The organism is Xenophilus azovorans DSM 13620 (genome assembly GCF_000745855.1).
GTDB classification, from domain to species: Bacteria; Pseudomonadota; Gammaproteobacteria; order Burkholderiales; family Burkholderiaceae_C; genus Xenophilus; species Xenophilus azovorans.
The window spans coordinates 1-23,290 of the sequence record NZ_JQKD01000061.1; the positions used below are offsets into that span (position 1 = coordinate 1).

Here is a 23,290-nt window from a genome sequence, read left to right on the forward strand (position 1 = left end):
TCCCACTCCTTCCCATCCCGAACAGGACAGTGAAACGCCTCAGCGCCGATGATAGTGCGGGTTCCCGTGTGAAAGTAGGTCATCGTCAGGCTATTACAGCCCAGAACCCCCGACCGGAAAATTCCGATCGGGGGTTTTGTTTTTTCTGCCGATCGATCAAGCGGCCTGCAGGAATCGCCCGCGCGCCGCGCGGCTGATGGCGGCGACACAGGGATGGGTGATGCGCCGCTCGACAGAGATGGCGAAGAATTCCTCCACGAGCTCGTCGGCGCGGCCGAAGGCCTGCACGCCGTACTGCGCACAGGTTTCTTCCTCGAGTACCGCCGGGGACATGAAGACGCCGCGGCCCTTGCTGCCAAAGGCTTTGAGCAGCGCTGCGTCGTCGAATTCGCCGATCTGCCGAGGGCGTAGCCGGCGCTCGGCGAGCCACACGTCCAGCCGCTGGCGCATGGCCGAAGCGGCGCCAGGCATGAGCATGGGGGCGCCTTCCAGGCACGCCGGGAAATCGGTTCCGATCGTCCGCAGCAGCGAGGGGTGCGCGAAGAACAGCATCCCGGTGGCTCCCAGCGCGTGATTGAAGGCCTTGACGCCGGTCTGACGTCCCATCGGCTCGGTGGCGATGACGAGGTCGAGCCGCTGGACCGACAACTGGCCGAGCAGATCCCGGAAGGGACCTTCATGGCAGATGAGGCGAACCTGCTCTTCCAGCGCCAGCGCCGGCTCCAGGAGGCGGTACGCGATGGGCTTCGGCACGGCGTCCGCGATCCCGACGCGGAAAGTCAGCAGTCGCTGGGCGTCGCGCTGCCGGCCCACGGCAGTTTCCAACTCGGCCCCCAGGGTGAAGATCTGCTCGGCGTACGCGAGGGCGGTGTGGCCCTCGGAAGTCAGTTCGACATGGCGCCCCGTGCGTTGCAGCAGTCGGCAGCCCAGTGCTTCTTCCAACAGCTTGATCTGAGCGGACAGCGTCTGCGGCGTGACGTGCAGCTGCGCCCCCGCCTTGACAATGCCGCCGGCCTTGGCGGCTGCCCAGAAATAGTGCAGGTGCTTGTAGTTCATGGGCATCATCAGTTATTCAGGAAATGATGATGCACAAAAAACGACTTTTCTCGAAGGGTCAGGGAACCTACATTCGATGGATCGTGTCCATTGGTGACACTTTTCATTCACCCTGCGCCGCCTCGCGGCAGAAGGAGACACCATGCGTCTGAGCACCAAGGGCCGTCAGGCCGTCGTGGCGATGATCGACGTGGCGCTGCACCGCCACGCAGGGCCGCTGTCTCTGGCGGTGCTCAGCCGTCGCCAGAGCATTTCGCTGTCCTACCTGGAGCAGATGTTCGCGCAGTTGCGCCAGCACGGGCTGGTCGCCTCCACCCGCGGCCCCGGCGGCGGCTATTCCCTCGCACGCCCGGCGGCGAGCATCACGGTGGCCGACATCCTGTATGCGGTGGATGCGCTCGCCACCACGGGCGTGCCGCCGGCAGCGGCAGAGTCGGACGACCCGCAGCGCTGCAGCGCGCCGGAGTTGTGGGCGTCGCTCAGCCAGAAGGTGGTCGAGTTCCTGGACTCGGTGACGCTGCAGAAGCTGGTGGACGACCAGATTGCGCAGGGCGTTCGCCTGCACGAAGCCGCGCCCGAGCGTGCCGTGAAGAAGCCCCTGCCGGGCCCGGTCAAGCCGCGGCTGCCGGACGCGCCGAACTCGGTGTTCCAGCTGGGGCGGATGCGCCCGGCCAACTGAGCCCCCGGCTGGCCGCGGCCGGCCTAGCGGTAGCTGCGCGCGTCCTCGATCACCTTGCCGTCATTGGCGAGGCTGCCGGCCGGGACGAGCAGCACCTGCGCGCGCAACTTGGTGATCTCGCGGGCGGCGTCGGCCAGCCGCTCGCCCAGCCCTTCCGGCGGGGCGCTGCATTCGACGTGCAGCGTCATGCGGTCCTCGCCCATCTCTCCTTCGACCACCAGCCGCGCGCGCCCCGCCTCGGGGAAGCGCTGAACGATCGCCGCCACCTGCGAAGGGTGAACGAACATGCCGCGCACCTTGGTGGTCTGGTCGGCGCGGCCCATCCAGCCCTTGATGCGCCGGTTGGTGCGCCCGGTCGCGCAGACACCGGGCAGCACGGCGGACAGGTCGCCGGTGCCGAAGCGGATCAGGGGGTAGTCGGGGTTGAGGGTGGTCACGACCACCTCGCCCACCTCGCCGTCGGGTACTGGGTCGCTGGTGCCGGGTCGCACGATCTCGACCAGCACGCCTTCGTCCAGCACCAGCCCTTCGCGCGCGGCGGTCTCGTAGGCGATCAGGCCCAGGTCGGCGGTGGCGTAGCACTGCATGCCCTGCACGCCCAGCCCCGCCAGGTGGTCGCGCAGGCTGGGCGGGAAGGCTTCGCCGGAGACCAGCGCCTTGGTCAGCGAGGGCAGGGCGATGCCCTTTTCCGCGGCCTTCTCCAGCAGGATCCTCAGGAAGCTCGGCGTGCCGACATAGCCGTCGGGCCGGAGGTCGGCCATGGCCTCGATCTGCTGCTCCGTCTGCCCCGTGCCGCCGGCGAAGACGGTGCAGCCCAGCGCGTGGGCCCCGTTCTCCATCATCGCGCCGGCGGGCGTCATGTGATAGCTGAAGCTGTTGTGCACCAGCTCGCCCGCGCGGAAGCCGGCGGCGAACAGCGCGCGGCCGATGCGCCAGTAGTCCCTGCCGGCACCCTCGGGCTCGTAGATCGGCCCCGGGCTGGCGAACACACGCGGCATGCGCGCGCCGCGCGCCACCGCGGCGAAGCCGCCGAGCGGGTCATCGGCGCGGCGCGCCTTCTGCAGCTCCAGCAGTTCGCTCTTGCGCGTGACGGGCAGGCGTGCCAGCGCCTCGCGGCTGTTCACGTCGCCGGCAGGCACGTCGCGCAGGATCTCGCCGAAGGCCGGCGCTGCCGTCTGCGCCTGGAGGACCTGCCTGGGCAGCGCGGCCAGCAGGTCGCGTTCGCGCTCGGCCGGATCCCGGGTTTCGAGGGCGTCGAAGAACTCGCTCATTGAAAAACCTCCGCGCAAAGCACTGCGGTGCGAGCCCGCTTGGGAGCAGCCGGGCGGCGGTTCATGCCAGCCACCTCTTCCGGCGCTTGTAGCTCTTCACGTCGCGGAAGCTCTTGCGGTCGGCGCCGCCCACGCCGAGGTAGAACTCCTTGACGTCCTCGTTCTCGCGCAGGCTGTCGGCCGGGCCGTCCATGACGATGCGGCCGCTTTCCAGGATGTAGCCGTAGTCCGCGAAGCGCAGCGCCATGTTGGTGTTCTGCTCGGCCAGCAGGAAGGTGACGCGCTCCTTGGCGTTGAGGTCCTTCACGATGGCAAAGACTTCCTCCACGATCTGCGGCGCGAGGCCCATCGAGGGCTCGTCCAGCAGCACCACGCTCGGGTTCGCCATCAGCGCGCGGCCGATGGCGCACATCTGCTGCTCGCCGCCCGAGGTGTAGGCGGCCTGCGAGCTGCGGCGCGTCTTCAGCCGCGGGAAGTAGGCATAGACCTTCTCCAGCGTCTCGGCCACCGCCGCCTTGCCGTCGGTGCGGGTGTAGGCGCCGGTCATCAGGTTCTCCTCGATGGTCAGGTGCGCGAAGCAGTGGCGTCCTTCCATCACCTGCACCAGGCCGCGCTTGACCAGCGCGGCGGGCGAGAGCGCCTCGATGCGCTCCCCGCGCAGCGTGATGGTGCCCTTGGTGACGGCGCCGCGCTCGCCGGCCAGCAGGTTGGAGACGGCGCGCAGCGTGGTCGTCTTGCCCGCGCCGTTGCCGCCGAGCAGCGCGACGATGCCGCCCTCGCGCACCTGGAGCGAGACGCCCTTGAGCACGAGGATCACGTGGTTGTAGATGACCTCGATGCCGTTGACGTCGAGCAGGATGTTGGCTTGAGTCATGGTGTGTTGATTGGCATGTGCAAGCCCAGCCGCGTTGCGCTTGCACATGCCGGCTCCCGTGGAGCCGGGTGCCTCCTCCCGCTTGGCGAGAGGAGGTCGGGGCCGCCGGTGGCGGGGGAACGCCAGGTCAGGCGCCGCAATCGGCGCTGTCCCGCCGCGTCAGCTTCTTCTCGGCCGCGTACTTGTCGGCCCCCGCCTTGGCCATCGGCTTGATGATCGACTCGTCGGCCTGGTACCAGTCGGACATGCCGCCCCACTTGCTGCCGTCCCAGGTATGGACGCGCGCCCAGGTCGAGCCCATGTGGTCCTGGCAGCTCGTGCTCAGCGGGCGCATCACGCCGGCGAAGCCCAGCGCGTCGAGCTTCTTCTGGTCCAGCGCCAGGTTCTCGAAGCCCCAGCGCACCTGCTCGCCGGTCATCACCTTGCCCTTGCCGAAGCGCTCCTGCGCACGGCGCACGGCCTCCACGCGCAGCATCGAGATGATGGCGCCGCGCGTGTACAGCACCGAGCCCACCTCCTCCTTCGGGCCGCTGCCCTGGCCCTTGTCATGGACCTGCTTGAGGATGTCCTGGATGAACTTGGGACTGGTGCCCGAGGTGTTGAGCGCCAGCGCGCTGTAGCCCTTGGCGTTGGCGCCCACGTCGCGCGTGTCGGGCTCGGCGCCCGCCCACCACACGCCGAACATCTTCTCGCGCGGGTAGCCGGTGGCCACGGCTTCCTTCAGCGCGGTGGAGTTCATCACGCCCCAGCCCCACAGCAGCACGTAGTCGGGCCGCTGCTGGCGCACCTGCAGCCAGGCCGACTTCTGCTCCACGCCCGGCGCCGTCACCGGGATCAGCGACAGCTCGAAGCCGTTGAGCTTGGCGCGCTCCTGCAGCAGCGGGATCGGCTCCTTGCCGAAGGGCGAGTCGTGGTAGACGAGGGTGATCTTCTTGCCCTTGAGCTTGTCGGCGCCGCCTTCCTTCTTGGCGATGTGCTGGATCAGGATGTCGGCACCCGTCCAGTAGCTGCCCATCAGCGGGAAGTTCCACTTGAACACGCCGCCGTCCTGCGAGGCGCCCAGGCCGTAGCCCAGGGTGATCAGCGGGATCTTGTCGCCCGGCGCCTTGTCCGTCAGGGCGAAGGTGATGCCGGTGGACTGCGGGTCGAAGGAGCTGGCGCCGCGGCTTTTCAGGCGCTCGTAGCATTCCACGCCCTTGTCGGTGGCGTAGCCGGTCTCGCATTCCTCGAAGCTCACCTTCACGCCGTTGATGCCGCCGTTGGCGTTGACCAGCTTGAGGTAGTCCTGCGCGCCGTTGGCCCAGGGCGTGCCGTTGGGCGCATAGGGGCCGGTGCGGTACACCAGCAGGGGGAAGAACTGCTCGTTGGCCTGCGCGAAAGCGGTGCCGGCCGTGCCCGCCAGGGCCACGACGGCGGCAGCGGCAAGTGCAAGGGATTTCAGCTTCATGGTTGTCTCCTGGTTGTTGAAAGGCACGGGTCGTGCGGTCGAGAAACGGGCGTCAGTGCGGGAAGGGCCAGAGCCTGAGCTTTTCCTTGAAGGTGGACCACAGCCGCGCCAGGCCGTGCGGCTCCACGATCAGGAAGAACACGATCAGCGCGCCGAAGATCATGAATTCGAGGTGCGAGGCCAGCGCGGTGGAGATCGACAGGCCGAACCAGCCCGGCATCTGGTTCAGGAAGATCGGCAGCAGCACGATGAAGGCGGCGCCGAAGAAGCTGCCCATGATCGAGCCCAGCCCGCCGATGATCACCATGAACAGGAGCTGGAAGGAACGGTCGATGCTGAAGGCCGCCGGCTCCCACGCGCCCAGGTGGATGAAACCCCACAGCGCCCCGGCCACGCCGACGATGAAGCTGCTGACCGCGAAGGCCGTCAGCTTGGCGTACACCGGCCGGATGCCGATGACGGCGGCCGCCACGTCCATGTCGCGCATCGCCATCCACTCGCGGCCGATGGCGCTGCGCGTGAGGTTCTTGGCCAGCAGCGCGAACACCACCACCAGCGTCAGGCACAGCAGGTACTTCTGCGCCGGCGTCTCCACCGGCAGGCCGAACACCTCCAGCCCGGCCACGCTCACCGAGCCCGAGGTGGAGTTGTTGGTGAAGAAGGGGATGCGCAGGAAGGCCCAGTCGGTGAAGAACTGCGCCGCCAGCGTGGCCACCGCCAGGTACAGGCCCTTGATGCGCAGGCTGGGGATGCCGAACAGCACGCCCACCGCCGTGGCGCACAGCCCGCCCAGCAGCAGCGAGGCGAGCAGCGGCATGCCGTCGATGCGCACGTGGAAGTTGTAGGCCGCATAGGCGCCCACCGCCATGAAGGCGCCGGTGCCCAGCGAGATCTGCCCGCAGTAGCCCACCAGGATGTTCAGCCCCAGCGCGGCCAGCGAGAGGATGAGGAAGGGCGTGACGATGGCGCGCAGCCAGTATTCGGATGCGAAGGGCATCGCCACGAAGGCGAACACCAGCAGCGCGAGGATGGCGATGCGGTCCTGCAGGATCGGGAAGATCTGCTGGTCGGCACGGTAGCTGGATTTGAACTGGCCGTTTTCGCGATAGAGCATGGCTCAGACCCGATCAATGATTTTTTCGCCGAACAGGCCCTGCGGCCGCACCAGCAGGAAGACGAGCGCCAGCACGTAGGCGAACCAGATCTCGATGCCGCCGCCCAGCAGCGGCCCGAGGTAGATCTCCGACAGCTTCTCGCCCACGCCGATCAGCAGGCCGCCGATGATGGCGCCCGGCACCGAGGTGAGGCCGCCCAGGATCACCACCGGCAGCGCCTTCAGCGCCACCAGCGACAGCGAGAACTGCACGCCCAGCTTGGAGCCCCAGATGATCCCGGCCACCAGCGCGGCGAAGCCGGCCACCGACCACACGATCACCCAGATGCGGTTGAGCGGGATGCCGATGGACTGCGCCGCCTGGTGGTCGTCGGCCACCGCGCGCAGCGCGCGGCCGGTGGAGGTCTTCTGGAAGAACAGGCTCAGCACCAGCACCAGCGCGGCGGCCACCAGCGCGGCGATCATGTCCTCCTTGCTCACCAGCACGCCGCCCTCGAAGGTGCTCTCCAGCAGGATCACCGGGTCCTTGGGCATGCCGACGTCGATCTTGTAGATGTCGTTGCCGAACAGCGTCTGGCCCAGGCCGTCGAGGAAGTAGGTGATGCCCAGCGTGGCCATCAGCAGTGTGATGTGCTCCTGGTTGACCAGCTTGCTCAGCGCCAGCCGCTCGATCAGCCAGGCCACCAGCACCATCACCGCCATCGCGGCGACGAAGGCCAGCAGGTTGGCCAGCAGCAGGCTCTCGAAGCCCAGCCAGTGCGGAATCCATTCCGAGAAGCGCGCCATCGCCAGCGCCGCGAACAGCACCATCGCGCCCTGCGCGAAGTTGAAGACGCCGCTGGCCTTGTAGATGAGCACGAAGCCCAGCGCGATCAGCGAATACAGCATGCCCACCATCAGGCCGCCGAGGAGGGTTTCGAGAAAGAAGCCCATGGCTAATGTTCCGCTCCGAGGTAGGCCCGGATGACTTCGGGGTTGCTGCGCACTTCATGAGGAGTGCCGTCGCCGATCTTCTTGCCGTAGTCCAGCACCACCACGCGGTCGGAGATGTCCATCACCACGCCCATGTCGTGCTCGATCAGCACGATGGTGGTGCCGAACTCGTCGTTCACGTCGAGGATGAAGCGGCTCATGTCCTGCTTCTCCTCCACGTTCATGCCGGCCATCGGCTCGTCCAGCAGCAGCACCTGCGGCTCCATCGCCAGCGCGCGGCCCAGGTCGACGCGCTTCTGCAGGCCGTAGGGCAGGCGGCCCACCGGCGTCTTGCGCCAGGCCTGGATCTCCAGGAAGTCGATGATGTGCTCGACGAACTCGCGGTGGCGCAGTTCCTCGCGCTCGCCGGAGCCGATGCCGAAGGGGTTGCGGAAGGCCTGCGCCAGCAGGCTGCTCCTCATCTTGAGGTTGCGGCCCGTCATGATGTTGTCCAGCACGCTCATGCCCTTGAACAGCGCGAGGTTCTGGAAGGTGCGGGCCACGCCCATTTCGGCCACCTGGCGCGAGTTCATGTGGCGGAAGGTCCGACCGCGGAAGGTGATCTTTCCTTCCTGCGGCTGGTACACGCCGTTGATGCAGTTGAGCATCGAGCTCTTGCCTGCTCCGTTGGGGCCGATGATGGCGCGCACCTCGTGCTCGCGCACGTCGAAGCTGATGTCGGTCAGCGCCTTGACGCCGCCGAAGCGCAGGGTGATGTTCTGCACGTCGAGCACCACCTCGCCGATGCGCCGGCCACCCTTGGCGGGAATTGCCGCCGACAGCTCCTGTTCCGTCATCGCGTTCATGGGGTGACCTCCGTGCTTCGCACTGCGGTGCGAGCCCCCTTCGGAGCGGCCGGGCGGGGGCTCATGCGGCGGCCCTCACCGGCGGGAACTGCTTCGCCTGCACGATCTTCAGCGTGGCGCTGACCTTGCCGGTGCGCCCGTCCTCGAACTTGACCTGCGTCTCGATGAACTGCTCTTCCTTGCAGCCGTACAGCGCGTCGACCAGCACCGCGTACTTGTCGGCGATGAAGCCGCGCCGCACCTTGCGCGTGCGGGTCAGCTCGTCGTCGTCCGGGTCCAGCTCCTTGTGCAGCACCAGGAAGCGCGCGATCTGCGTGCTCTCCATGCCTTCCTCGGCCGCCAGGTCGGCGTTGACCTGCTCGACGCACTCGCGCACCAGCTGCAGCACCTCGGCCTTGCCGGCCAGATCCACGTAGCCGCCGTAGGGCAGGCCGCGCCGCTCGGCCCAGTTGCCCACCGCCTCGTAGTCGATGTTGATGAAGGCGCAGACCTCGTCGCGGCCGTGGCCGAAGCACACCGCCTCCTTGATCTGCGGGAAGAACTTGAGCTTGTTCTCGATGTAGTTGGGCGCGAACATGGCGCCGTTGCAGGTGCCGCCGGGGCCGTTCAGGCGGCCCACGTCCTTGGCACGGTCGATGATGCGAAGCTGGCCCTCGTGGTCGATCACGCCGGCGTCGCCGGTGTGGAAGTAGCCGTCGGCATCGAGCACCTCGGCCGTGGCGTCGGGGCGCCTGTAGTACTCCTTGAGCACCGACACGCCGCGCACCAGCACCTCGCCGTTGTCGGCGATCTTCAGCTCCATGCCGGGCGCGGCGCTGCCCACGCCGGTGAGGTTGACCTCGTGGTCGCGCTGCAGGCACACGTAGGCGCAGGTCTCGGTCTGGCCGTAGAACTGCTTGAGGTTGATGCCGATGGAGCGGTAGAAGCGGAACAGGTCCGGCCCGATCGCCGCGCCGGCGGTGTAGGCCACGCGGATGCGGCTCATGCCCAGCACGTTGCGCAGCGGGCCGTACACCAGCAGGTTGCCGAGGGCATACAGCAGCCGGTCGCTTGCAGCCACCGGCTTGCCCACCAGGATATCGGAGCCCACCCGCCGCGCCAGCGCCATGAACTTCGCGTACAGCCAGCGCTTGGGCGCCGCCGCATCCTCCATGCGGATCGACACCGCGGTGAGCAGTCCCTCGAAGGTGCGCGGCGGGCCGAAGTAGTAGGTGGGCCCGATCTCGCGCATGTCGTTCATCACCGTGGCGGCGGATTCGGGGCAGTTCAGCGTGAAGCCGCCCGCCAGCCACTGCGCGACGGAGAACAGGTGGTCGCCCACCCAGGCCATCGGCAGGTAGCTCATGATGTCGTCGCCGGGGCCCAGGCGGTCCGACGCCACGCCGCCGCGGCCGGCCGCCATGAAGCTGGCGTGCGTCTGGCACACGCCCTTGGGCCGGCCGGTGGTGCCGGAGGTGTAGAGGATCACCGCCACGTCGTCCGGCCTGCCGCCGGCCACCGCCTGGTCGTAGAAGCCCGGGTGCGCCGCGTCGAAGGCGCGGCCCAGCTCGCGCAGCTGCTCGTAGCCCAGCAGGCCGGGGTGGTCGTAGTGGCGCAGGCCGCGCGGGTCGTCGTAGACGATGTGGCGGATGCGCTGGCCACCAGGGTGCTGCTCTTCCTGCAGGTCGCGGCATTCGAGCAGCTTGTCCACCTGCTCCTGGTCCTCGGCGAAGGCGAACTCGATGGCGGCGTCGTCCAGCATGAACACCATCTCGGCCGCGACCGCGTCCTGGTACAGCGGCACCGGCACGCCGCGCAGGCTCTGCGCCGCCATCACCGCGAAGTACAGGTGCGGCCGGTTGGCGCCCACGATGGCCAGGTTCTGCCCCGGCGCGAAGCCCAGGCTGGCCAGCCCGCAGGCGATCTCGCGGACCTCCGTGGCCGCGCGGGCCCAGGTCCAGGTCTGCCAGATGCCCAGGTCCTTCTCGCGCACGGCCGGTGCGTCGGGCCGCTGCGCCGCATGGGCCAGCAGCAGCTTCGGAAAGGTGTCGGCGCTTGTCTCCACGGGGCGGAATGTAGGCCGCACTTTGACGCCAGCTTGTCGTTCCAACGACAATCCTAGGGACACCACTCCCCGGACTTTCCCCCATGGTTTCCCGCGCATCGGTGCAGGCCGGCCGTTCGATCCGCGACCGCGTGCGCGCGCCGACCGGGGCGGAGCTGGCCGCCGTGCCCTGGCTCGACGCGCTCACGCCGGCCGAGCGCCGCTATGCCGAGGCGGCCATCGTCGTCGGCGAGGCCGAGGTGGGCGACCTGGTGTGCCGCATCGGCCGTGCGCCGACCTACTGGTTCGGCCTGATCGAGGGCCTGCTCAAGATGAGCAACGACGCCTCGGACGGCAGCACCGTCACCTACAGCGGCCTGTCGCCGGGCGGCTGGTTCGGCGAGGGCACGGCGCTCAAGCGCGAGCCCTACCGCTACAACATCAGCGCGCTGCGGCGCAGCCTGGTGGCAGGACTGCCGGTGGACAGCTTCCACTGGCTGCTGGACCACTCCATCGGCTTCAACCGCTTCGTGATGAACCAGCTCAACGAGCGGCTCGGCCAGTTCATCTCGGCGCTGGAGATCGGCCGCCTGACCAGCCCCGACGCACGCGTGGCGCGCCACCTGGCGGCGCTGGTCAACCCGGTGCTGTTCCCGCGCGTGGGCCAGGTGCTGCGCATCACCCAGCAGGAACTGGCTTACCTGGTGGGCCTGTCGCGCCAGCGCGTGAACGAGGCGCTGGCCGCGCTGCAGGCCGACGGCGTGATCCGCATCGAGTACGGCGGGCTGCGCGTGCTGGACCTGGCCGCGCTGCGCGCCGGCGGCGTCGACCGGCGGCGGCCCGCATGACACCGGCGTGACACCCGCGCACCGCAGAATCCGCCGCGGCGCCCGGCGATGCAGACCGGCGGCGCCGTCCCTGCCATTCCCTTCATGTCCGACCGCCCCTTCCACCTCCTCCTTCTCAGCGTCAGCGCCGGCAACGGCCACGTGCGCGCCGCGCAGGCGCTGGCCGCCACCGCCGCGCAGCACTGGCCCGGCTGCACCGTCACGCACGTCGACGCCATGGACCACGTGGCCGCGAGCTTCCGCAAGCTCTACACCGACGGCTACCTGGGCCTGGTCAACCGCGCGCCCGAGCTGTGGGCCTACCTGCACGACCGGGCCGACGCCACGCCGCACGCCGCCGCCTCGCAGCGGCTGCGCCGCGGCATCGAGCGCCTGAGCGCGGCGCCGCTGCTGCGCGAGATCCGTCGCCAGCGGCCCGACGCGATCGTCTGCACGCACTTCCTGCCGGCCGAGCTGTTGATGCGCGAGCAGGCGCGCGGGCGCAGCACCTGCCCGGTGTGGCTGCAGGTGACGGACTACGACCTGCACAACATGTGGATCGTGCCGGGCCTGGCCGGCTACTTCGCCGCCAACGAGGAGGTCGCCTTCCGCATGCGCGCGCGCGGGTTGCCGGCCGGCCGCGTCTACGTCACCGGCATCCCGGTGATGCCGGCCTTCGCGGCGCCGGACGATCCCGCGCTGGCGCGCGCCGCCTGCGTGCAGGCGCTGGGGCTCGACCCGGCGCGGCGCGTGCTGCTGATGGCGTCGGGCGGCGCAGGCACCGGCGACCTGCCCAGCATGGCCCGCCGCGCGCTGGCGCTGGAGGGGCCGGACTTCCAGCTCGTCGCCGTCGCCGGCCGCAACGCGCAGGCGCACGCCGCGCTGCAGGCGCTGGCGCGCGAGCACCCGCAGCGCCTGCGCGCCATCGGCTTCACCGCCGAGATGCACCGGCTGATGGCCGCCGCCGACCTGGTCGTCACCAAGCCCGGCGGGCTCACCGTCTCCGAATGCCTGGCCCTCGGCCGCCCGATGCTGCTGGCCGCGCCCATCCCCGGCCAGGAGGAGCACAACGCCACCCACCTGATGGAGGAGGGCGCCGCCTGGCTGGCCTGGGACGCGATCGGGCTGGACTACAAGCTGGCGCGCCTGATGGCCGCGCCGGCGCTCCTGGAGGCGATGGCCGCCAGGAGCCGCGCGCTGGGCCGGCCGCAAGCGGCGCGCGGCGTGCTGCAGCGGGTGCTCGGCCCGGCGCCGGAGGCGGCGGCTTGAGACGCGTCGTGCGCCGCGTCGCCGTCTACTACGCCTGGGCGCTGCTGATGGCCTTCTTCTTCGCCAACGCCGAGATCCATATCGAGGGCGGCGCTGGCTGGGCCACCTCGCTGCCTACCTGGCGCATCGAGAAGCACTGGCTGCTCGACCTGTTCTGGGGCGGCCGCGCCATGACCGGCTACCACGCCTGGGTGTTCAGCTTCATGGCGCTGGTGTTCCTGCTGCCCCTGGCCTTCCAGGGCCGCTGGCGCGGGCGCGACTTCGTGCTCGCGCTCGGCGGGCTGGCCGCCTTCTGGGTGGCGGAGGACCTGCTGTGGTTCGTCGTCAACCCGGCCTACGGCTTGGCCCGGCTCGATCCGGCGCACGTGCCCTGGCACCCGCGCTGGCTGCTGGGCCTGCCGCTGGACTACTGGTGGGGCGCCGCGCTGGCCGCCGGGCTGGGCGCATGGCACGTGCGCCTGAGCACACGGGCGGCGCAGCAGTAGAAAGAAGAAGGCTCAGGGCGCCTCGAAGGGGCGCGGCGCCTGCGGCCCCGGCACCACCACGCCGGGCTCCACCACCGGACCGCCCGGCGGCGGCACCAGGGCCACCGGCGGCTGGTGTGGGTCGTGCAGCACCACCGACTGCCCGACGCCCACGCCCACCGGCCCCGCCGAGACGCCCACGCCGGCCGAGCCGACCACGCGGCCGCCGCCGTCGATGCCCACGCCCGCACCCACCGGTCCCCAGCCCGTGTTCAGGCTGAGCGAGGGGCCGCCGGGCCCGATGCCGACGCCCAGCGCCAGCCCGGGCACGAGCGGCACGCCGAAGCCCACGCCGACGGCGCAGCCCGGAAGGCACAGCGCCGCGGCCAGCAGGCCGCCGATCGCCAGCGGGCGCGCGGCCCGGCGCAGGGCCGGCGCGCGGCGCGGCGGGTGGCAGGGCATCGTCATGGCGGGCTCCGGTGGAATGGCGAGGCGGCGATCATCGCCCCGGGCGCGCGCTGCGAGACCCCCACGGCACGGCGGGCGCCGAAGCGCCCGCCTGTTCCGTGCAAATGTGCCGGCCTGCGCCGGTCGGGCGCTCAGGCCAGCAGCGCGTTCACCCGCCGCACGTAGGCGGCCGGATCGTCGGGCAGGCCGCCCTCGGCCAGCAGCGCCTGGTCGAACAGGATGTTCGCCAGGTCGTCGAAGTGGGCCGTGTCGGATTCCAGCTTCTTCACCAGCGGGTGGCCGGCGTTGACCTCCAGCACCGGCTTGACCTCCGGCGCCTTCTGGCCCGCCTGCTTGAGCATGCGTGCCAGCTGCATCGACATGCCGTGGTCCTGCACCACCAGGCAGGCGGGCGAGTCCACCAGGCGGGTGGTCACGCGCACGTCCTCGGCCTTGTCCTTGAGCGCTTCCTTGAGTTTTTCCAGCACCGGCTTGAAGGACTCGGCCGCTTCCTCGGCGGCCTTCTTCTCTTCCTCGTCCTGCAGCTTGCCCAGGTCGACCGCGCCCTTGGCCACGCTCTGCAGCGGCGTGCCGTCGAACTCGGTGAGGTAGTTCAGGGCCCACTCGTCCACGCGGTCGGTCATCAGCAGCACCTCGATGCCCTTCTTGCGGAAGACCTCGAGCTGCGGGCTGTTCCTGGCGGCGGCCAGCGTGTCGGCGGTGATGTAGTAGATCGCCTCCTGGCCTTCCTTCATGCGCGCCTTGTAGTCGGCGAAGGACACGTTCGCCGAGTCGCTGGCGGTGGAGGCGAAGCGCAGCAGCTTGGCGATGCGGTCGCGGTTGGCGAAGTCCTCGCCCAGCCCCTCCTTGAGCACGGCGCCGAACTCGGCGTAGAAGCGGGCGTACTTGCCGGCCTCGTCGGCGGCTGCGCCTTCTTCCTGCTCTTCCTTCTTGTCCACCACGTCGGTCACCTCGGCGTCCCCGCCGTCGGCGGGCGGCGCGGCCTTCTTCGCCAGGTCCTCCAGCATCGACAGCACGCGCTTCGTGCTGCCCTCGCGGATCGCCTTCACGTCGCGGCTTTCCTGCAGCAGCTCGCGGCTGACGTTCAGCGGCAGGTCGGCCGAGTCGATCACGCCCTTGACGAAGCGCAGGTACGACGGCAGCAGCGCATCGGCGTCGTCCATGATGAAGACGCGCTTGACGTACAGCTTGACGCCGCCCTTGTGGTCGCGGTTGAACAGGTCGTAGGGCGCCTTGGCCGGGATGTACAGCAGCTGCGTGTACTCGGTGCTGCCTTCCACGCGGTTGTGGCTCCAGGCCAGCGGAGGCTCGAAGTCGTGGCTGATCGACTTGTAGAACTCGACGTACTGCTCGTCGGTGATGTCCTTGCGGGGCCGCGTCCAGAGGGCGCTGGCCTTGTTGACGGCCTCCCACTCGCCGGTGGGCACCATCTCGCCGCCCTTGTCGTCCTCGCCTTCCTTCCACTCCTCCTTCTCCATCAGGATGGGCAGCGAGATGTGGTCGGAGTACTTGCCGATGACCTGCTTGAGCTTCCAGCCGTTGAGGAACTCCTCGGCGTCCTCGCGCAGGTGCAGGATGACGCTGGTGCCGCGCTGTTCGCGGGTGAGCGTCTCGACCTCGAAGTCGCCGGCGCCGGTGCTCGTCCAGCGCACGCCTTCGGCCGGCGGCAGGCCCGCGCGGCGCGACTCGACGGTGATGCGGTCGGCCACGATGAAGCCCGAATAGAAGCCCACGCCGAACTGGCCGATGAGCTGGGCGTCAGCCTTCTGGTCGCCGGTCAGCCGGCTCATGAACTCGCGCGTGCCGCTCTTGGCGATGGTGCCCAGGTGGTCGATGGCCTCCTGCTGCGCGAGGCCGATGCCGTTGTCGGTGATGGTCAGGGTGCGCGCCTTCTTGTCGAAGGCCACGCGCACCTCGAGGTTGGGCGCGTCCTCGTACAGCTCGGGCCGGTCCAGCGCCTCGAAGCGCAGCTTGTCGCAGGCGTCGGAGGCGTTGGAGATCAGCTCGCGCAGGAAGATCTCCTTGTTGGAGTACAGCGAGTGGGTGACGAGGTGCAGGAGCTGGGCGACCTCGGCCTGGAAGGAATGGGTTTTCTTGCTCATGTCTCGGTGAGAGGAAGAAGGAAGAAACAACGAACGACGGAAATGCAAACGCCCCGCAGATCGGGGCGTCGGGCGGATTATCAAGCCTCGGCCGGGGTCAGCGCGGCAGCGACTCCACTTCCTTCGTCCAGCGGTCGATCAGCCGCTTGCGCTCGGCCGACTGGCCGTACTTGGCGAAGTCGTAGTTGATCAGCTTCACGCCGTCGATGGGCGGGATGCGCGGGTCGGCCTTGAAGGTCTTGTTGGCCGGCGTCTGGTAGCTGCCGACCCTGGCGCCCACCGCCTGGCCGGCCGGGCTCATCAGCCAGTCGTAGTACTTCAGCGCATTGGCCTTGTTGCGCGCGCCCTTGACCAGCGCGATGCCGCCGATCTCGTAGCTCGTGCCCTCGCAGGGCGCCGCGGTCTTCACCGGGTACTTCTCGTGCTTCCACTTCTCGAAATTGAAGGCGAAGGTCACGCCGATCGCCACCTCGCCCTTGGCCACGTTGGGCGCCTGGGCCTGGCCGCTGCGCGTGTAGTTGCTGATGTTGCGGTGCAGCTTCTTCAGGTAGTCGAAGGCGGCGTCCTCGCCCATCTGCTGCACCAGCCCGGCGATGACGGTGTAGGCCGTGCCGCTGCTGGCCGGGTGCGAGATCTCGACCTCGCCCTTGTACTCGGGCTTGATCAGGTCGGCCCAGCACTTGGGCTCGGGCAGGTTCTTCTTCTGCAGCACCTCGGTGTTGTAGCCGAAGCCGATGGTGCTGGTGTAGAAGCCGCCGACGCGGTTGCCGCTCATGTCGTACTGCCGCACCGACCAGTCGTGCAGGTCCTTGATGTAGGCCGGGCGGTAGCTGTCCAGCAGGCCCTGCTCGGCTGCCTGCAGGAAGGGGTCGCCCGTGCCGCCCCACCAGATGTCCGTCTTGGGGTTGGCCGCCTCGGCGCGCAACTGCGCCCCGATCTCGCCCGTGCCCTTGTGCGCCTGGTTGACCTTGATGCCGGTGGTGCGCGTGAACTCCGCGGCCGCCGCCTCGCACCAGGGCGCGTCGGTGCTGCACAGGGCGTTGACGACGCCCTGGGCGCCGGCCTGCGGGGACAGGGCGGCCGCGGCGGACAGCAGCGCCGCGGCGGCAAGGGTTCTGGATCGGATGGTTGTCGGCATGCAAAGTCTCCTCGGCGGCACCGGCGCCGCTCGCAGGCAGCATAGCGCCGCCTTGCCGGTCCCCGGATCGGTGCAAATCCGTGCCGGACCGTGAAGAGGTTGCGCGAACGCGCGCCGGAACGCCCGGAGGCGGGCATCCCCGTTCCTAGAATCCCGCCCCGCACGGCCGCCCACCCGCGGCCGTGCGCACTTCTGTCTGTCACACATCAGGGAAAGAACACGGGATGAACGAACACAACACCTTCAAGGCCTGGGCGGCCGAATTCGTCGGCACCTTCTGGCTGGTGCTGGGCGGCTGCGGCAGCGCGGTGCTGGCCGCCGGCTTCCCGGAACTGGGCATCGGCTTCGCGGGCGTGGCGCTGGCCTTCGGCCTCACGGTGCTCACCGGCGCCTATGCGCTGGGGCCGGTGTCCGGCGGGCATTTCAATCCGGCCGTCACGCTCGGGCTGGTCGTGGCGGGGCGCTTCCCGGCGGCGCGCGCGCCCGGCTACGTGGGCGTACAGGTGCTCGGCGCCATCGCCGCCGGCGCCGTGCTGTACGCCATCGCCACCGGCCGGCCGGGCGCGCAGCTCGGCGGCTTCGCCACCAACGGCTACGGCGAGCATTCGCCCGGCGGCTATGCGATGGGAGCGGCCTTCCTGTGCGAGGTGGTGATGACGGCGCTGTTCCTCGTCGTCATCCTGGGGGCGACGGCCCGGCGCGCGGCCGCCGGCTTCGGCGGTCTGGCCATCGGCCTGTGCCTCACGCTGATCCACCTGGTCTCCATTCCGGTGACCAACACCTCGGTCAACCCGGCGCGCAGCACCGGCGTGGCGCTGTTCGGCCCCGGGCATGCGGTCGACCAGCTCTGGCTGTTCTGGGCGGCGCCCATCGCCGGTGCCGTCGTGGGGGCGCTGCTGTGGCGCCTGCTGCTGGCGGACGGGCGGGACTGAAGCTGGCCTGCGGCGTGCCAGGGAGCAGGTCGGCCGTGTGATGACGTGAAGGCTGAAGAATGTCGATTCCCACCAGCGGGGCGCATCTCATGCCACGGCACGCCGTTCCAGGTCTTCCAGCAGGAAATCCTTGAAACTCTGGGCGGCAGGCGACAAGCCCCGCGCCCGGGGGCTGAAAAGCGACAGGTGCCGATCGACCACGGGTGATGCGAGGGGCCGCGCCACCAGGCCGAAGGACCCGAGCAGCGTCAATACCCGGCTGGGCTGCGCCGTCACGCCAAAGCCGCTTTGCACCATGCCGAGTGCGGTGGTGATGAATGACACCTCGTGGGCGGCCTGCAGTACCAGCTTCGGCGAATGCTTGAACAGATCGGCCTGCAGCCGGAGGGTGAAGTCCGGCGTCAGGCTCACGAACGGATATTTCAGCGCCTGCGTCCAGGTGGTACGGGGGCGTGCCGCGAGTGGGTGATCGGGCCTGCAGACGAGGCAGATCCGGTCGCGCATCAGGCTTTGCTGGACCAGTTCCGGCGGCGTGGCGCGCTGCGGCGCAATGCCCAGATCGGCCTCTCCGCTGGCCACGCGCGCGGTGGCCTGCTGGTTGAGCGAGTCCAGGACGTAGACGGCGATTGCCGGGTACTTCGCGTGGTAGCGGCGAACCAGTTCCGGAAGCGTGGTCGCCGCGTACAGCGGTGTGCAGGCAAGCCGAACCGCGCCGCGCTTCTTCTGTTCCAGGTCCTGCGTGCTTTCGAGCGCGCGAGAGAGATCGTCGAGCACCTTGCGCGCCAGCGGGAAGAACTCGACACCTGCCTGCGACAAGGCAGTGGAGCGCGTCGTCCGATCGAACAGGCGCACTTCCATGTTCCGTTCGAGATCCCGTATCAGGAGGCTCAGCGCCGAGGGCGTCAGGTGCAGCCGGCGCGCGGCGGCGGCGAATCCGCCTGTCTCCGCGATTGCAACGAAGGCGCGCAGCTGGCGAAACGTGACGCTTCCTATATTCATAAGAAAAGCTCAATAAGACGTCAAAAATTCTAGCTTGTCTCAATAGTGGAGTCTCCCTAGGATGAAGCTCTCCACGAACCACGGACACGATGATTCGATTCGACCCGAACCTGCGGTGGCTCTTCACCGAGTACCCCATGCTCGAACGCTACGAGGCCGCTGCCAAGGCAGGTTTCAAGGGTGTCGAGGTGGCCTTCCCCTATGAATATCCGGCCCGCGAAATCGCGGCGCGCCTCGAGGGCAATGGATTGACGCTGGTGCAGATCCTCTCGCCCTTCGACTGGGACCGGGGCGAACGCGGCTATGCAGCCTTGCCCGGCTTCGAGGCGAAGTTCAGGGACAGCATCCACACGGCGATCCACTACGCCTCGCAGGTGGGCGGGCCGATGATCCATGTGATGCCCGGCAACCTGGCGGCGGGGATGGACAGGAGTCGATGCATGGCGCTGTTCAAGGACAACATCGCATGGGCCGCCGACCAGGCCGCGGCGGCGGGCCTCTCGCTCATTCTCGAGCCCTGCTGCCGCGCGCGCTTTCCCGACTTCCTGTACCACCGCATCGACGAGGGCGTGGAGGTCGTGCGGTCCATCGGCCGCGACAACGTCAAGCTGTGCTTCGACACCTTCCATGTGCAGACGGAGGAGGGCGGCATGGCGGATCGCCTGCGGACGGCCTGGCCCTACATCGGCCACATCCAGGTGGGCGACGTGCCGGGCCGCCATGAGCCCGGCACGGGGGAGATCCGTTTTCCCTACCTGTTCGGCCTCATCGAAGAGATGGGATGGAACGGATGGATCGGCTGCGAGTACGCGCCGTCGGCCCACACGCTCGAGACGCTCGGATGGGCGGCGCCCTATGGAATCGCCGGGGGCGGGCATCCGGCGATGCGCACTGAAGGAGACCGACGACATGCTCAGCGCGGCTGACAACGACCTGCTCACCCGAACCGGCGCCGGCACGCCCATGGGCCAGTTCTTCCGGCGCTTCTGGCAGCCGGTTGCGCTCTCGCGCGAACTGCCGGAGCCCGACGGCGCACCGCTTCGCGTCAACATCATGGGCGAACGGCTCGTGGCGTTTCGCAACAGCGATGGTGTCGTCGGCCTGGTGGACGCGCGCTGCCCGCATCGCGGCGCGGATCTCTACTTCGGGAGAAACGAGAGCTGCGCCATCCGGTGCGTCTTTCATGGCTGGCAATTCGACATCCAGGGGCGGCCCGTGGAACTGCCGAATGTGCCGCCGGACGCGAGCTACCACGACACGCTGAGGCTGAAGGCGTACCCCACGCGCGAGTACGGGGAGGTCGTCTGGGCCTACATGGGGCCGGATCCCTGGGACCGCGATCTTCCCGAGGTTCCGCAACTCGAGTTCGGCTCGCTTCCGGCCTCGCACCGCTTCGTCACCAAGAAGCTGCAGGAGTGCAACTGGGCCCAATCGATCGAAGGTGCACTCGACACCTCCCACTTCTCGTTCCTGCACATGCCGGCGCCGTGCGTGCGCTCCAACGAGAACCCGGACGCTCCGGCCGACGAGAAACGGCTGCGCTGGATCCGTGAAGATCCGCTGCCCGAGTTCTCGATCCTGGATCACGAGGTCGGCTTCGTCGTGGGCGGCGCGCGGCGTGCCGACGGCGGCACGCGCTACTGGCGCAGTGCCCAGTTCGCACTGCCCTCTCACAGCACGACTCCCTCGACGCTGCCGGGCGAGACGCACTTCGGCTACACGTGGGTGCCGATCGACGACGAGAGCTGCTGGATCTACACCTATGCGTGGAACCCGGACCGGCCGCTCACCGATGATGAAAGGGCCAAGTTCAGCGAAGGGCACGGCGTCATCGCCGAGGTGGATGCCAGGTTCTTCCCGATCCGCAACCGGGCCAACGAATACCTGATCGATCGCACCCACCAGAAGCACATCAGCTACACGGGGGTCCGAGGGGTTGCCGAGCAGGACGCCATGATCCAGGACAGCCAGGGCCGCATCCATGATCGAACGCAGGAGCACCTGTCGGCCTCCGATGCGGCCGTGGTGCGCTTCCGCAGGACGGTCCTCGCAGGCGCGAAGGCGCTGGCCCGCGGCGCGGAACCCGAGGCGCCCCTGAAGCACGAGGCCTACCGGCTGCGCTCGGGAAGCTGGTTCGCGTCGGAGGGCGTGTCGTTCGACCAGGTGATGCTCGAGCGCTTCGGCGACGCCGTCGGGCATGTGCCCGCGGGTGCGCGCGAACCCGCATCCGCCACGAGATAGCACCCGCTGCCCAACACCCATAAAACCAGGAGACACCACGATGTTCGACAGCTTCATCCGACTGCGCACGGCAATGGCCGCGGCAGTGCTTGCCCTCGTCAGCCTCACCGCGGCGCACGCCGACAGCTATCCCAGCAGGCCGATCAAGCTGGTGGTCCCCTATGCGGTGGGCGGGTCGACCGACCAGACCGGACGGCTTCTGGCCAAGTCGCTCTCGGAGCGCCTGGGCCAGCCCATCGTCGTGGAGAACCGCGCCGGCGCGGGCGGTGCGGTCGGAAACGACTTCGTCGCGAAAGCGCCTGCCGACGGCTACACCCTGCTGTTCAGCGCGGCGGGGCCGCTCACGGTGACGCCGCACATCTATGCCAAGCTGCCCTACGACCCGATCGCCTCGTTCGAACCCATCACGCTGATCGCCACGCAGCCGCTGCTGCTGGTGGTCAAGCCGGAGCTGAAAGTCGGCAACGTCGGCGAACTGATCGCCGAGGCGAAGGCCAGGCCGGGCAGGCTGTCCTACGGCTCGTTCGGCAAGGGCAGCGCGGCCCACCTGGCGGGCGAGTACTTCAAGACCCTCACGGGTGTGGACATGGTCCATGTGCCGTACAAGGGCAGCGGCCCGGCGCTCGTTGACCTGGTCGCGGGGCAGATCGACCTGATGTTCGACGTCTTCAGCACTGCAGCGCCGTTGGTGAAGGGCGGCAAGCTCAAGGCGATCGCGATCACTTCCAGCGAGCGGTCGCCGCAGTTTCCGGACATCCCGACCATGCAGCAGGAGCATGTCGCGGACTTCGAGGCCGGCACCTGGTTCGGCCTGCTGGCGCCTGCAGGCACGCCGAAACCCATCATCGACAAGATCTCCCGCGAAGTGAACGTTGCGCTTGGCGCCAAGGAACTGCGCGAGACGCTCGCCACCCAGGGGGCCAGCGTCCGCGGCGGCACGCCCGAACAGTTCAAGGCCTACTTCCTGGCCGAGTACGACAAGTGGGGAAGGATCGTGAAGTCCGCGGGCGTCACGGCCGACTGAATCGCCTGTCTCTCGACTGCTTCCATGCAGGAAGCCCTTTTTTGATGAAACTTCTGAGCTATTCCTTCCAGGGCATCCCCAGTTGGGGTGCGCTCGTGGACGACCGGATCGTCGATCTGCAGGCGGCCTCTCGCGGACGGCTTCCCACACTGCGTGCCGCACTGTCGAGCTGTGGCCTCGCCGAGCTGGAACGGCTGGCGGCATCCGGCGGGGCGTCGATCGCCCTGGCGGAGGCCGTCCTGCTGCCGGTCGTGCCCGATCCGCCGCGCATCTTCTGCGTCGGCTTGAACTACGAGGAGCACCGGGTCGAGGCCAAGCGGGAAAGAACCGGGCATCCGACCCTCTTTCTGCGCGTGGGCGCCTCGCAGGTCGGGCACGGGCAGGCGATCGTGCTCCCGCGGGAGTCGAGCGCGCTCGACTACGAGGGCGAGATCGCGGTCGTGATCGGCCGGCCCGGCCGGCGCATCTGCGAAGCGGATGCATGGGACCACGTCGCCGGCTATGCCCCTTACAACGACGGCTCCGTCCGCGACTGGCAGTCGCACACGACGCAGTGGACGCCAGGCAAGAACTTTCCCGCCACGGGCGCATTCGGGCCCTGGATGGTCACGCGGGGGGATGTCTCCGACGGCCAGACGCTCAGCCTGACGACACGGCTGAACGGGCAGACTGTCCAGCACGCCACGACGGAACAGCTGATCTTCCCGATTCCCCGCCTGATCTCCTACATCTCGTCCTTCACCGGACTCGAGCCCGGCGACGTGATCGTGACCGGCACGCCCGGTGGCGTGGGGTTCAAGCGGCAACCGCCGCTTTTCATGCGGCCCGGCGATGTGGTCGAGGTGGAGGTCGGCGGCGTCGCCACGTTGGTGAACGAGGTGCGCGCCGAATGACGACGCAGGCCCGGGCGGGCGGGCTGGCGGGATCGAGCTGACGCATGTCCGCCCCCACGCTCAAGGCCCTGGTCCACACCCTGCGATACGAGGCCGACGGCATCGTCAGCGTCGAATTCCGCCCGGCCGGCGCCGGCGTGGAATTCCCGCCCTTCGAGGCCGGCTCGCACATCGACCTGCACCTGCCCAACGGCCTGGTGCGCAGCTACTCCCTGTGCAACCCGGCCAGCGACCGCGGCCGCTACGTGGTGGGCGTGCTCAACGACAAGGGCAGCCGCGGCGGCTCGCGCTACGTGCACCAGCAGCTGCGCGTGGGGCAGGTGATCGACATCTCCGCGCCGCGCAACAACTTCGAGCTGCACGAGGACGCCCCCAGGAGCGTGCTGGTGTCCGGCGGCATCGGCGTGACGCCCATCTACTGCATGCTGCAGCGCCTGGCGGCGCTGGGCCGGCCGGTGGAAGTGGTGTACTGCGCGCGCACCCGCAAGGAGGCCGCCTTCATCGAGGGCATCGAGGCGCTGGCGGACAAGACGGCCTCCATCACCTGGCACTTCGACGACGAGCAGGGCGCACCGCCCGACCTGGCGAAGCTCCTGGCCGGGCGCGGCGCCGACAGCCACTACTACTGCTGCGGCCCCACGCCGATGCTCGACGCCTTCGAGAAGACCTGCGAGCAGCTGGGCTACGCCAA

At 68.9% G+C, this 23,290-nt stretch carries 22 protein-coding genes and 1 rRNA gene; 11 read left to right on the plus strand and 12 right to left on the minus strand.

Annotated features, from left to right (window positions below):
* Positions 1-91 (plus strand): 5S ribosomal RNA (gene rrf / locus Q392_RS31440); the annotation flags it as partial.
* 65 nt (positions 92-156) lie between these two features.
* Here rrf and nhaR read toward each other — a convergent pair.
* Positions 157-1,056: a transcriptional activator NhaR gene (gene nhaR, locus Q392_RS23105; RefSeq protein ID WP_038213149.1), complete on the minus strand. Its 900-nt coding sequence runs from the start codon at positions 1,054-1,056 to the stop codon at positions 157-159.
* Positions 1,057-1,198: 142 nt separating this feature from the next.
* Here nhaR and Q392_RS23110 point away from each other — a divergent pair, with 142 nt between their 5' ends.
* Positions 1,199-1,735 (plus strand): Rrf2 family transcriptional regulator, encoded by a 537-nt coding sequence (locus Q392_RS23110; protein WP_038213092.1) that lies wholly within the window; start codon positions 1,199-1,201, stop codon positions 1,733-1,735.
* A gap of 23 nt (positions 1,736-1,758) precedes the next feature.
* Here Q392_RS23110 and Q392_RS23115 read toward each other — a convergent pair whose 3' ends face one another.
* The 7 genes from Q392_RS23115 to Q392_RS23145 form a co-directional block, all read right to left on the minus strand.
* Positions 1,759-3,006, minus strand: coding sequence for a phenylacetate--CoA ligase family protein (locus tag Q392_RS23115; protein ID WP_038213094.1), 1,248 nt, complete (start codon positions 3,004-3,006; stop codon positions 1,759-1,761).
* A gap of 61 nt (positions 3,007-3,067) precedes the next feature.
* The gene (locus Q392_RS23120; RefSeq protein WP_038213096.1) at positions 3,068-3,880 is read right to left on the minus strand and encodes an ABC transporter ATP-binding protein; all 813 of its coding nucleotides are present in this window, start codon (positions 3,878-3,880) and stop codon (positions 3,068-3,070) included.
* Between the two features lie 127 nt (positions 3,881-4,007).
* Entirely contained in the window at positions 4,008-5,327 is a 1,320-nt protein-coding gene (locus Q392_RS23125; RefSeq protein ID WP_038213098.1) for an ABC transporter substrate-binding protein, read from the minus strand.
* Positions 5,328-5,379: 52 nt separating this feature from the next.
* Positions 5,380-6,441: a branched-chain amino acid ABC transporter permease gene (locus Q392_RS23130; protein ID WP_038213100.1), complete on the minus strand. Its 1,062-nt coding sequence runs from the start codon at positions 6,439-6,441 to the stop codon at positions 5,380-5,382.
* A 3-nt stretch (positions 6,442-6,444) separates the two neighbouring features.
* Positions 6,445-7,374 (minus strand): branched-chain amino acid ABC transporter permease, encoded by a 930-nt coding sequence (locus Q392_RS23135; RefSeq protein ID WP_038213102.1) that lies wholly within the window; start codon positions 7,372-7,374, stop codon positions 6,445-6,447.
* Between the two features lie 2 nt (positions 7,375-7,376).
* Positions 7,377-8,219: an ABC transporter ATP-binding protein gene (locus Q392_RS23140; RefSeq protein WP_051953881.1), complete on the minus strand. Its 843-nt coding sequence runs from the start codon at positions 8,217-8,219 to the stop codon at positions 7,377-7,379.
* Between the two features lie 61 nt (positions 8,220-8,280).
* The gene (locus tag Q392_RS23145) at positions 8,281-10,263 is read right to left on the minus strand and encodes an AMP-dependent synthetase/ligase (protein ID WP_038213105.1); all 1,983 of its coding nucleotides are present in this window, start codon (positions 10,261-10,263) and stop codon (positions 8,281-8,283) included.
* 83 nt (positions 10,264-10,346) lie between these two features.
* On the opposite strand from Q392_RS23145, the gene Q392_RS23150 reads away from it, so the two are divergent.
* The 3 genes from Q392_RS23150 to Q392_RS23160 all read left to right on the plus strand — a co-directional run bounded on the left by Q392_RS23150 (position 10,347) and on the right by Q392_RS23160 (position 12,823).
* Positions 10,347-11,090, plus strand: a complete 744-nt coding sequence (locus Q392_RS23150; RefSeq protein WP_038213108.1) for a Crp/Fnr family transcriptional regulator — start codon at positions 10,347-10,349, stop codon at positions 11,088-11,090.
* Between the two features lie 84 nt (positions 11,091-11,174).
* Positions 11,175-12,338, plus strand: coding sequence for an MGDG synthase family glycosyltransferase (locus Q392_RS23155; protein WP_157008162.1), 1,164 nt, complete (start codon positions 11,175-11,177; stop codon positions 12,336-12,338).
* 47 nt (positions 12,339-12,385) lie between these two features.
* Positions 12,386-12,823 (plus strand): hypothetical protein, encoded by a 438-nt coding sequence (locus Q392_RS23160; RefSeq protein WP_245610783.1) that lies wholly within the window; start codon positions 12,386-12,388, stop codon positions 12,821-12,823.
* 12 nt (positions 12,824-12,835) lie between these two features.
* Here the strand turns inward: Q392_RS23160 and Q392_RS23165 are convergent, their stop codons facing one another.
* The 3 genes from Q392_RS23165 to Q392_RS23175 all read right to left on the minus strand — a co-directional run bounded on the left by Q392_RS23165 (position 12,836) and on the right by Q392_RS23175 (position 16,510).
* Positions 12,836-13,270: a hypothetical protein gene (locus Q392_RS23165; protein WP_038213117.1), complete on the minus strand. Its 435-nt coding sequence runs from the start codon at positions 13,268-13,270 to the stop codon at positions 12,836-12,838.
* A gap of 131 nt (positions 13,271-13,401) precedes the next feature.
* Entirely contained in the window at positions 13,402-15,372 is a 1,971-nt protein-coding gene (gene htpG / locus Q392_RS23170) for a molecular chaperone HtpG (protein ID WP_038213122.1), read from the minus strand.
* A gap of 97 nt (positions 15,373-15,469) precedes the next feature.
* Positions 15,470-16,510: an ABC transporter substrate-binding protein gene (locus Q392_RS23175; RefSeq protein ID WP_038213126.1), complete on the minus strand. Its 1,041-nt coding sequence runs from the start codon at positions 16,508-16,510 to the stop codon at positions 15,470-15,472.
* Positions 16,511-16,734: 224 nt separating this feature from the next.
* Between Q392_RS23175 and aqpZ the strand changes: the two genes are divergently transcribed.
* On the plus strand, positions 16,735-17,442 hold the full coding sequence (gene aqpZ, locus Q392_RS23180; RefSeq protein WP_038213130.1) for an aquaporin Z: 708 nt from the start codon (positions 16,735-16,737) through the stop codon (positions 17,440-17,442).
* Positions 17,443-17,529: 87 nt separating this feature from the next.
* Here aqpZ and Q392_RS23185 read toward each other — a convergent pair whose 3' ends face one another.
* Positions 17,530-18,441: a LysR family transcriptional regulator gene (locus Q392_RS23185; RefSeq protein ID WP_038213133.1), complete on the minus strand. Its 912-nt coding sequence runs from the start codon at positions 18,439-18,441 to the stop codon at positions 17,530-17,532.
* Positions 18,442-18,530: 89 nt separating this feature from the next.
* Between Q392_RS23185 and Q392_RS23190 the strand changes: the two genes are divergently transcribed.
* The 5 genes from Q392_RS23190 to Q392_RS23210 form a co-directional block, all read left to right on the plus strand.
* Entirely contained in the window at positions 18,531-19,367 is an 837-nt protein-coding gene (locus tag Q392_RS23190) for a hydroxypyruvate isomerase family protein (RefSeq protein ID WP_051953883.1), read from the plus strand.
* Entirely contained in the window at positions 19,351-20,682 is a 1,332-nt protein-coding gene (locus Q392_RS23195) for a Rieske 2Fe-2S domain-containing protein (RefSeq protein WP_038213137.1), read from the plus strand. The genes Q392_RS23190 and Q392_RS23195 overlap by 17 nt, the downstream gene beginning before the upstream one ends.
* Positions 20,683-20,722: 40 nt before the next feature.
* Positions 20,723-21,706, plus strand: coding sequence for a Bug family tripartite tricarboxylate transporter substrate binding protein (locus Q392_RS23200; RefSeq protein WP_038213142.1), 984 nt, complete (start codon positions 20,723-20,725; stop codon positions 21,704-21,706).
* Positions 21,707-21,750: 44 nt separating this feature from the next.
* Positions 21,751-22,599, plus strand: coding sequence for a fumarylacetoacetate hydrolase family protein (locus tag Q392_RS23205; protein WP_038213144.1), 849 nt, complete (start codon positions 21,751-21,753; stop codon positions 22,597-22,599).
* Between the two features lie 44 nt (positions 22,600-22,643).
* On the plus strand, positions 22,644-23,290 hold a 647-nt coding region (locus tag Q392_RS23210), incomplete at its 3' end, for a ferredoxin reductase (RefSeq protein WP_038213146.1).

Bases quoted from the DNA above. Each gene is read 5' to 3' on its own strand.
- nhaR (WP_038213149.1), bottom strand. From the start codon at position 1,056: ATGAACTACAAGCACCTGCACTATTTCTGGGCAGCCGCCAAGGCCGGC.
- Q392_RS23110 (WP_038213092.1), top strand. From the start codon at position 1,199: ATGCGTCTGAGCACCAAGGGCCGTCAGGCCGTCGTGGCGATGATCGAC.
- Q392_RS23115 (WP_038213094.1), bottom strand. From the start codon at position 3,006: ATGAGCGAGTTCTTCGACGCCCTCGAAACCCGGGATCCGGCCGAGCGC.
- Q392_RS23120 (WP_038213096.1), bottom strand. From the start codon at position 3,880: ATGACTCAAGCCAACATCCTGCTCGACGTCAACGGCATCGAGGTCATC.
- Q392_RS23125 (WP_038213098.1), bottom strand. From the start codon at position 5,327: ATGAAGCTGAAATCCCTTGCACTTGCCGCTGCCGCCGTCGTGGCCCTG.
- Q392_RS23130 (WP_038213100.1), bottom strand. From the start codon at position 6,441: ATGCTCTATCGCGAAAACGGCCAGTTCAAATCCAGCTACCGTGCCGAC.
- Q392_RS23135 (WP_038213102.1), bottom strand. From the start codon at position 7,374: ATGGGCTTCTTTCTCGAAACCCTCCTCGGCGGCCTGATGGTGGGCATG.
- Q392_RS23140 (WP_051953881.1), bottom strand. From the start codon at position 8,219: ATGAACGCGATGACGGAACAGGAGCTGTCGGCGGCAATTCCCGCCAAG.
- Q392_RS23150 (WP_038213108.1), top strand. From the start codon at position 10,347: ATGGTTTCCCGCGCATCGGTGCAGGCCGGCCGTTCGATCCGCGACCGC.
- Q392_RS23155 (WP_157008162.1), top strand. From the start codon at position 11,175: ATGTCCGACCGCCCCTTCCACCTCCTCCTTCTCAGCGTCAGCGCCGGC.
- Q392_RS23160 (WP_245610783.1), top strand. From the start codon at position 12,386: ATGGCCTTCTTCTTCGCCAACGCCGAGATCCATATCGAGGGCGGCGCT.
- Q392_RS23165 (WP_038213117.1), bottom strand. From the start codon at position 13,270: ATGACGATGCCCTGCCACCCGCCGCGCCGCGCGCCGGCCCTGCGCCGG.
- htpG (WP_038213122.1), bottom strand. From the start codon at position 15,372: ATGAGCAAGAAAACCCATTCCTTCCAGGCCGAGGTCGCCCAGCTCCTG.
- Q392_RS23175 (WP_038213126.1), bottom strand. From the start codon at position 16,510: ATGCCGACAACCATCCGATCCAGAACCCTTGCCGCCGCGGCGCTGCTG.
- aqpZ (WP_038213130.1), top strand. From the start codon at position 16,735: ATGAACGAACACAACACCTTCAAGGCCTGGGCGGCCGAATTCGTCGGC.
- Q392_RS23185 (WP_038213133.1), bottom strand. From the start codon at position 18,441: ATGAATATAGGAAGCGTCACGTTTCGCCAGCTGCGCGCCTTCGTTGCA.
- Q392_RS23190 (WP_051953883.1), top strand. From the start codon at position 18,531: ATGATTCGATTCGACCCGAACCTGCGGTGGCTCTTCACCGAGTACCCC.
- Q392_RS23195 (WP_038213137.1), top strand. From the start codon at position 19,351: ATGCTCAGCGCGGCTGACAACGACCTGCTCACCCGAACCGGCGCCGGC.
- Q392_RS23200 (WP_038213142.1), top strand. From the start codon at position 20,723: ATGTTCGACAGCTTCATCCGACTGCGCACGGCAATGGCCGCGGCAGTG.
- Q392_RS23205 (WP_038213144.1), top strand. From the start codon at position 21,751: ATGAAACTTCTGAGCTATTCCTTCCAGGGCATCCCCAGTTGGGGTGCG.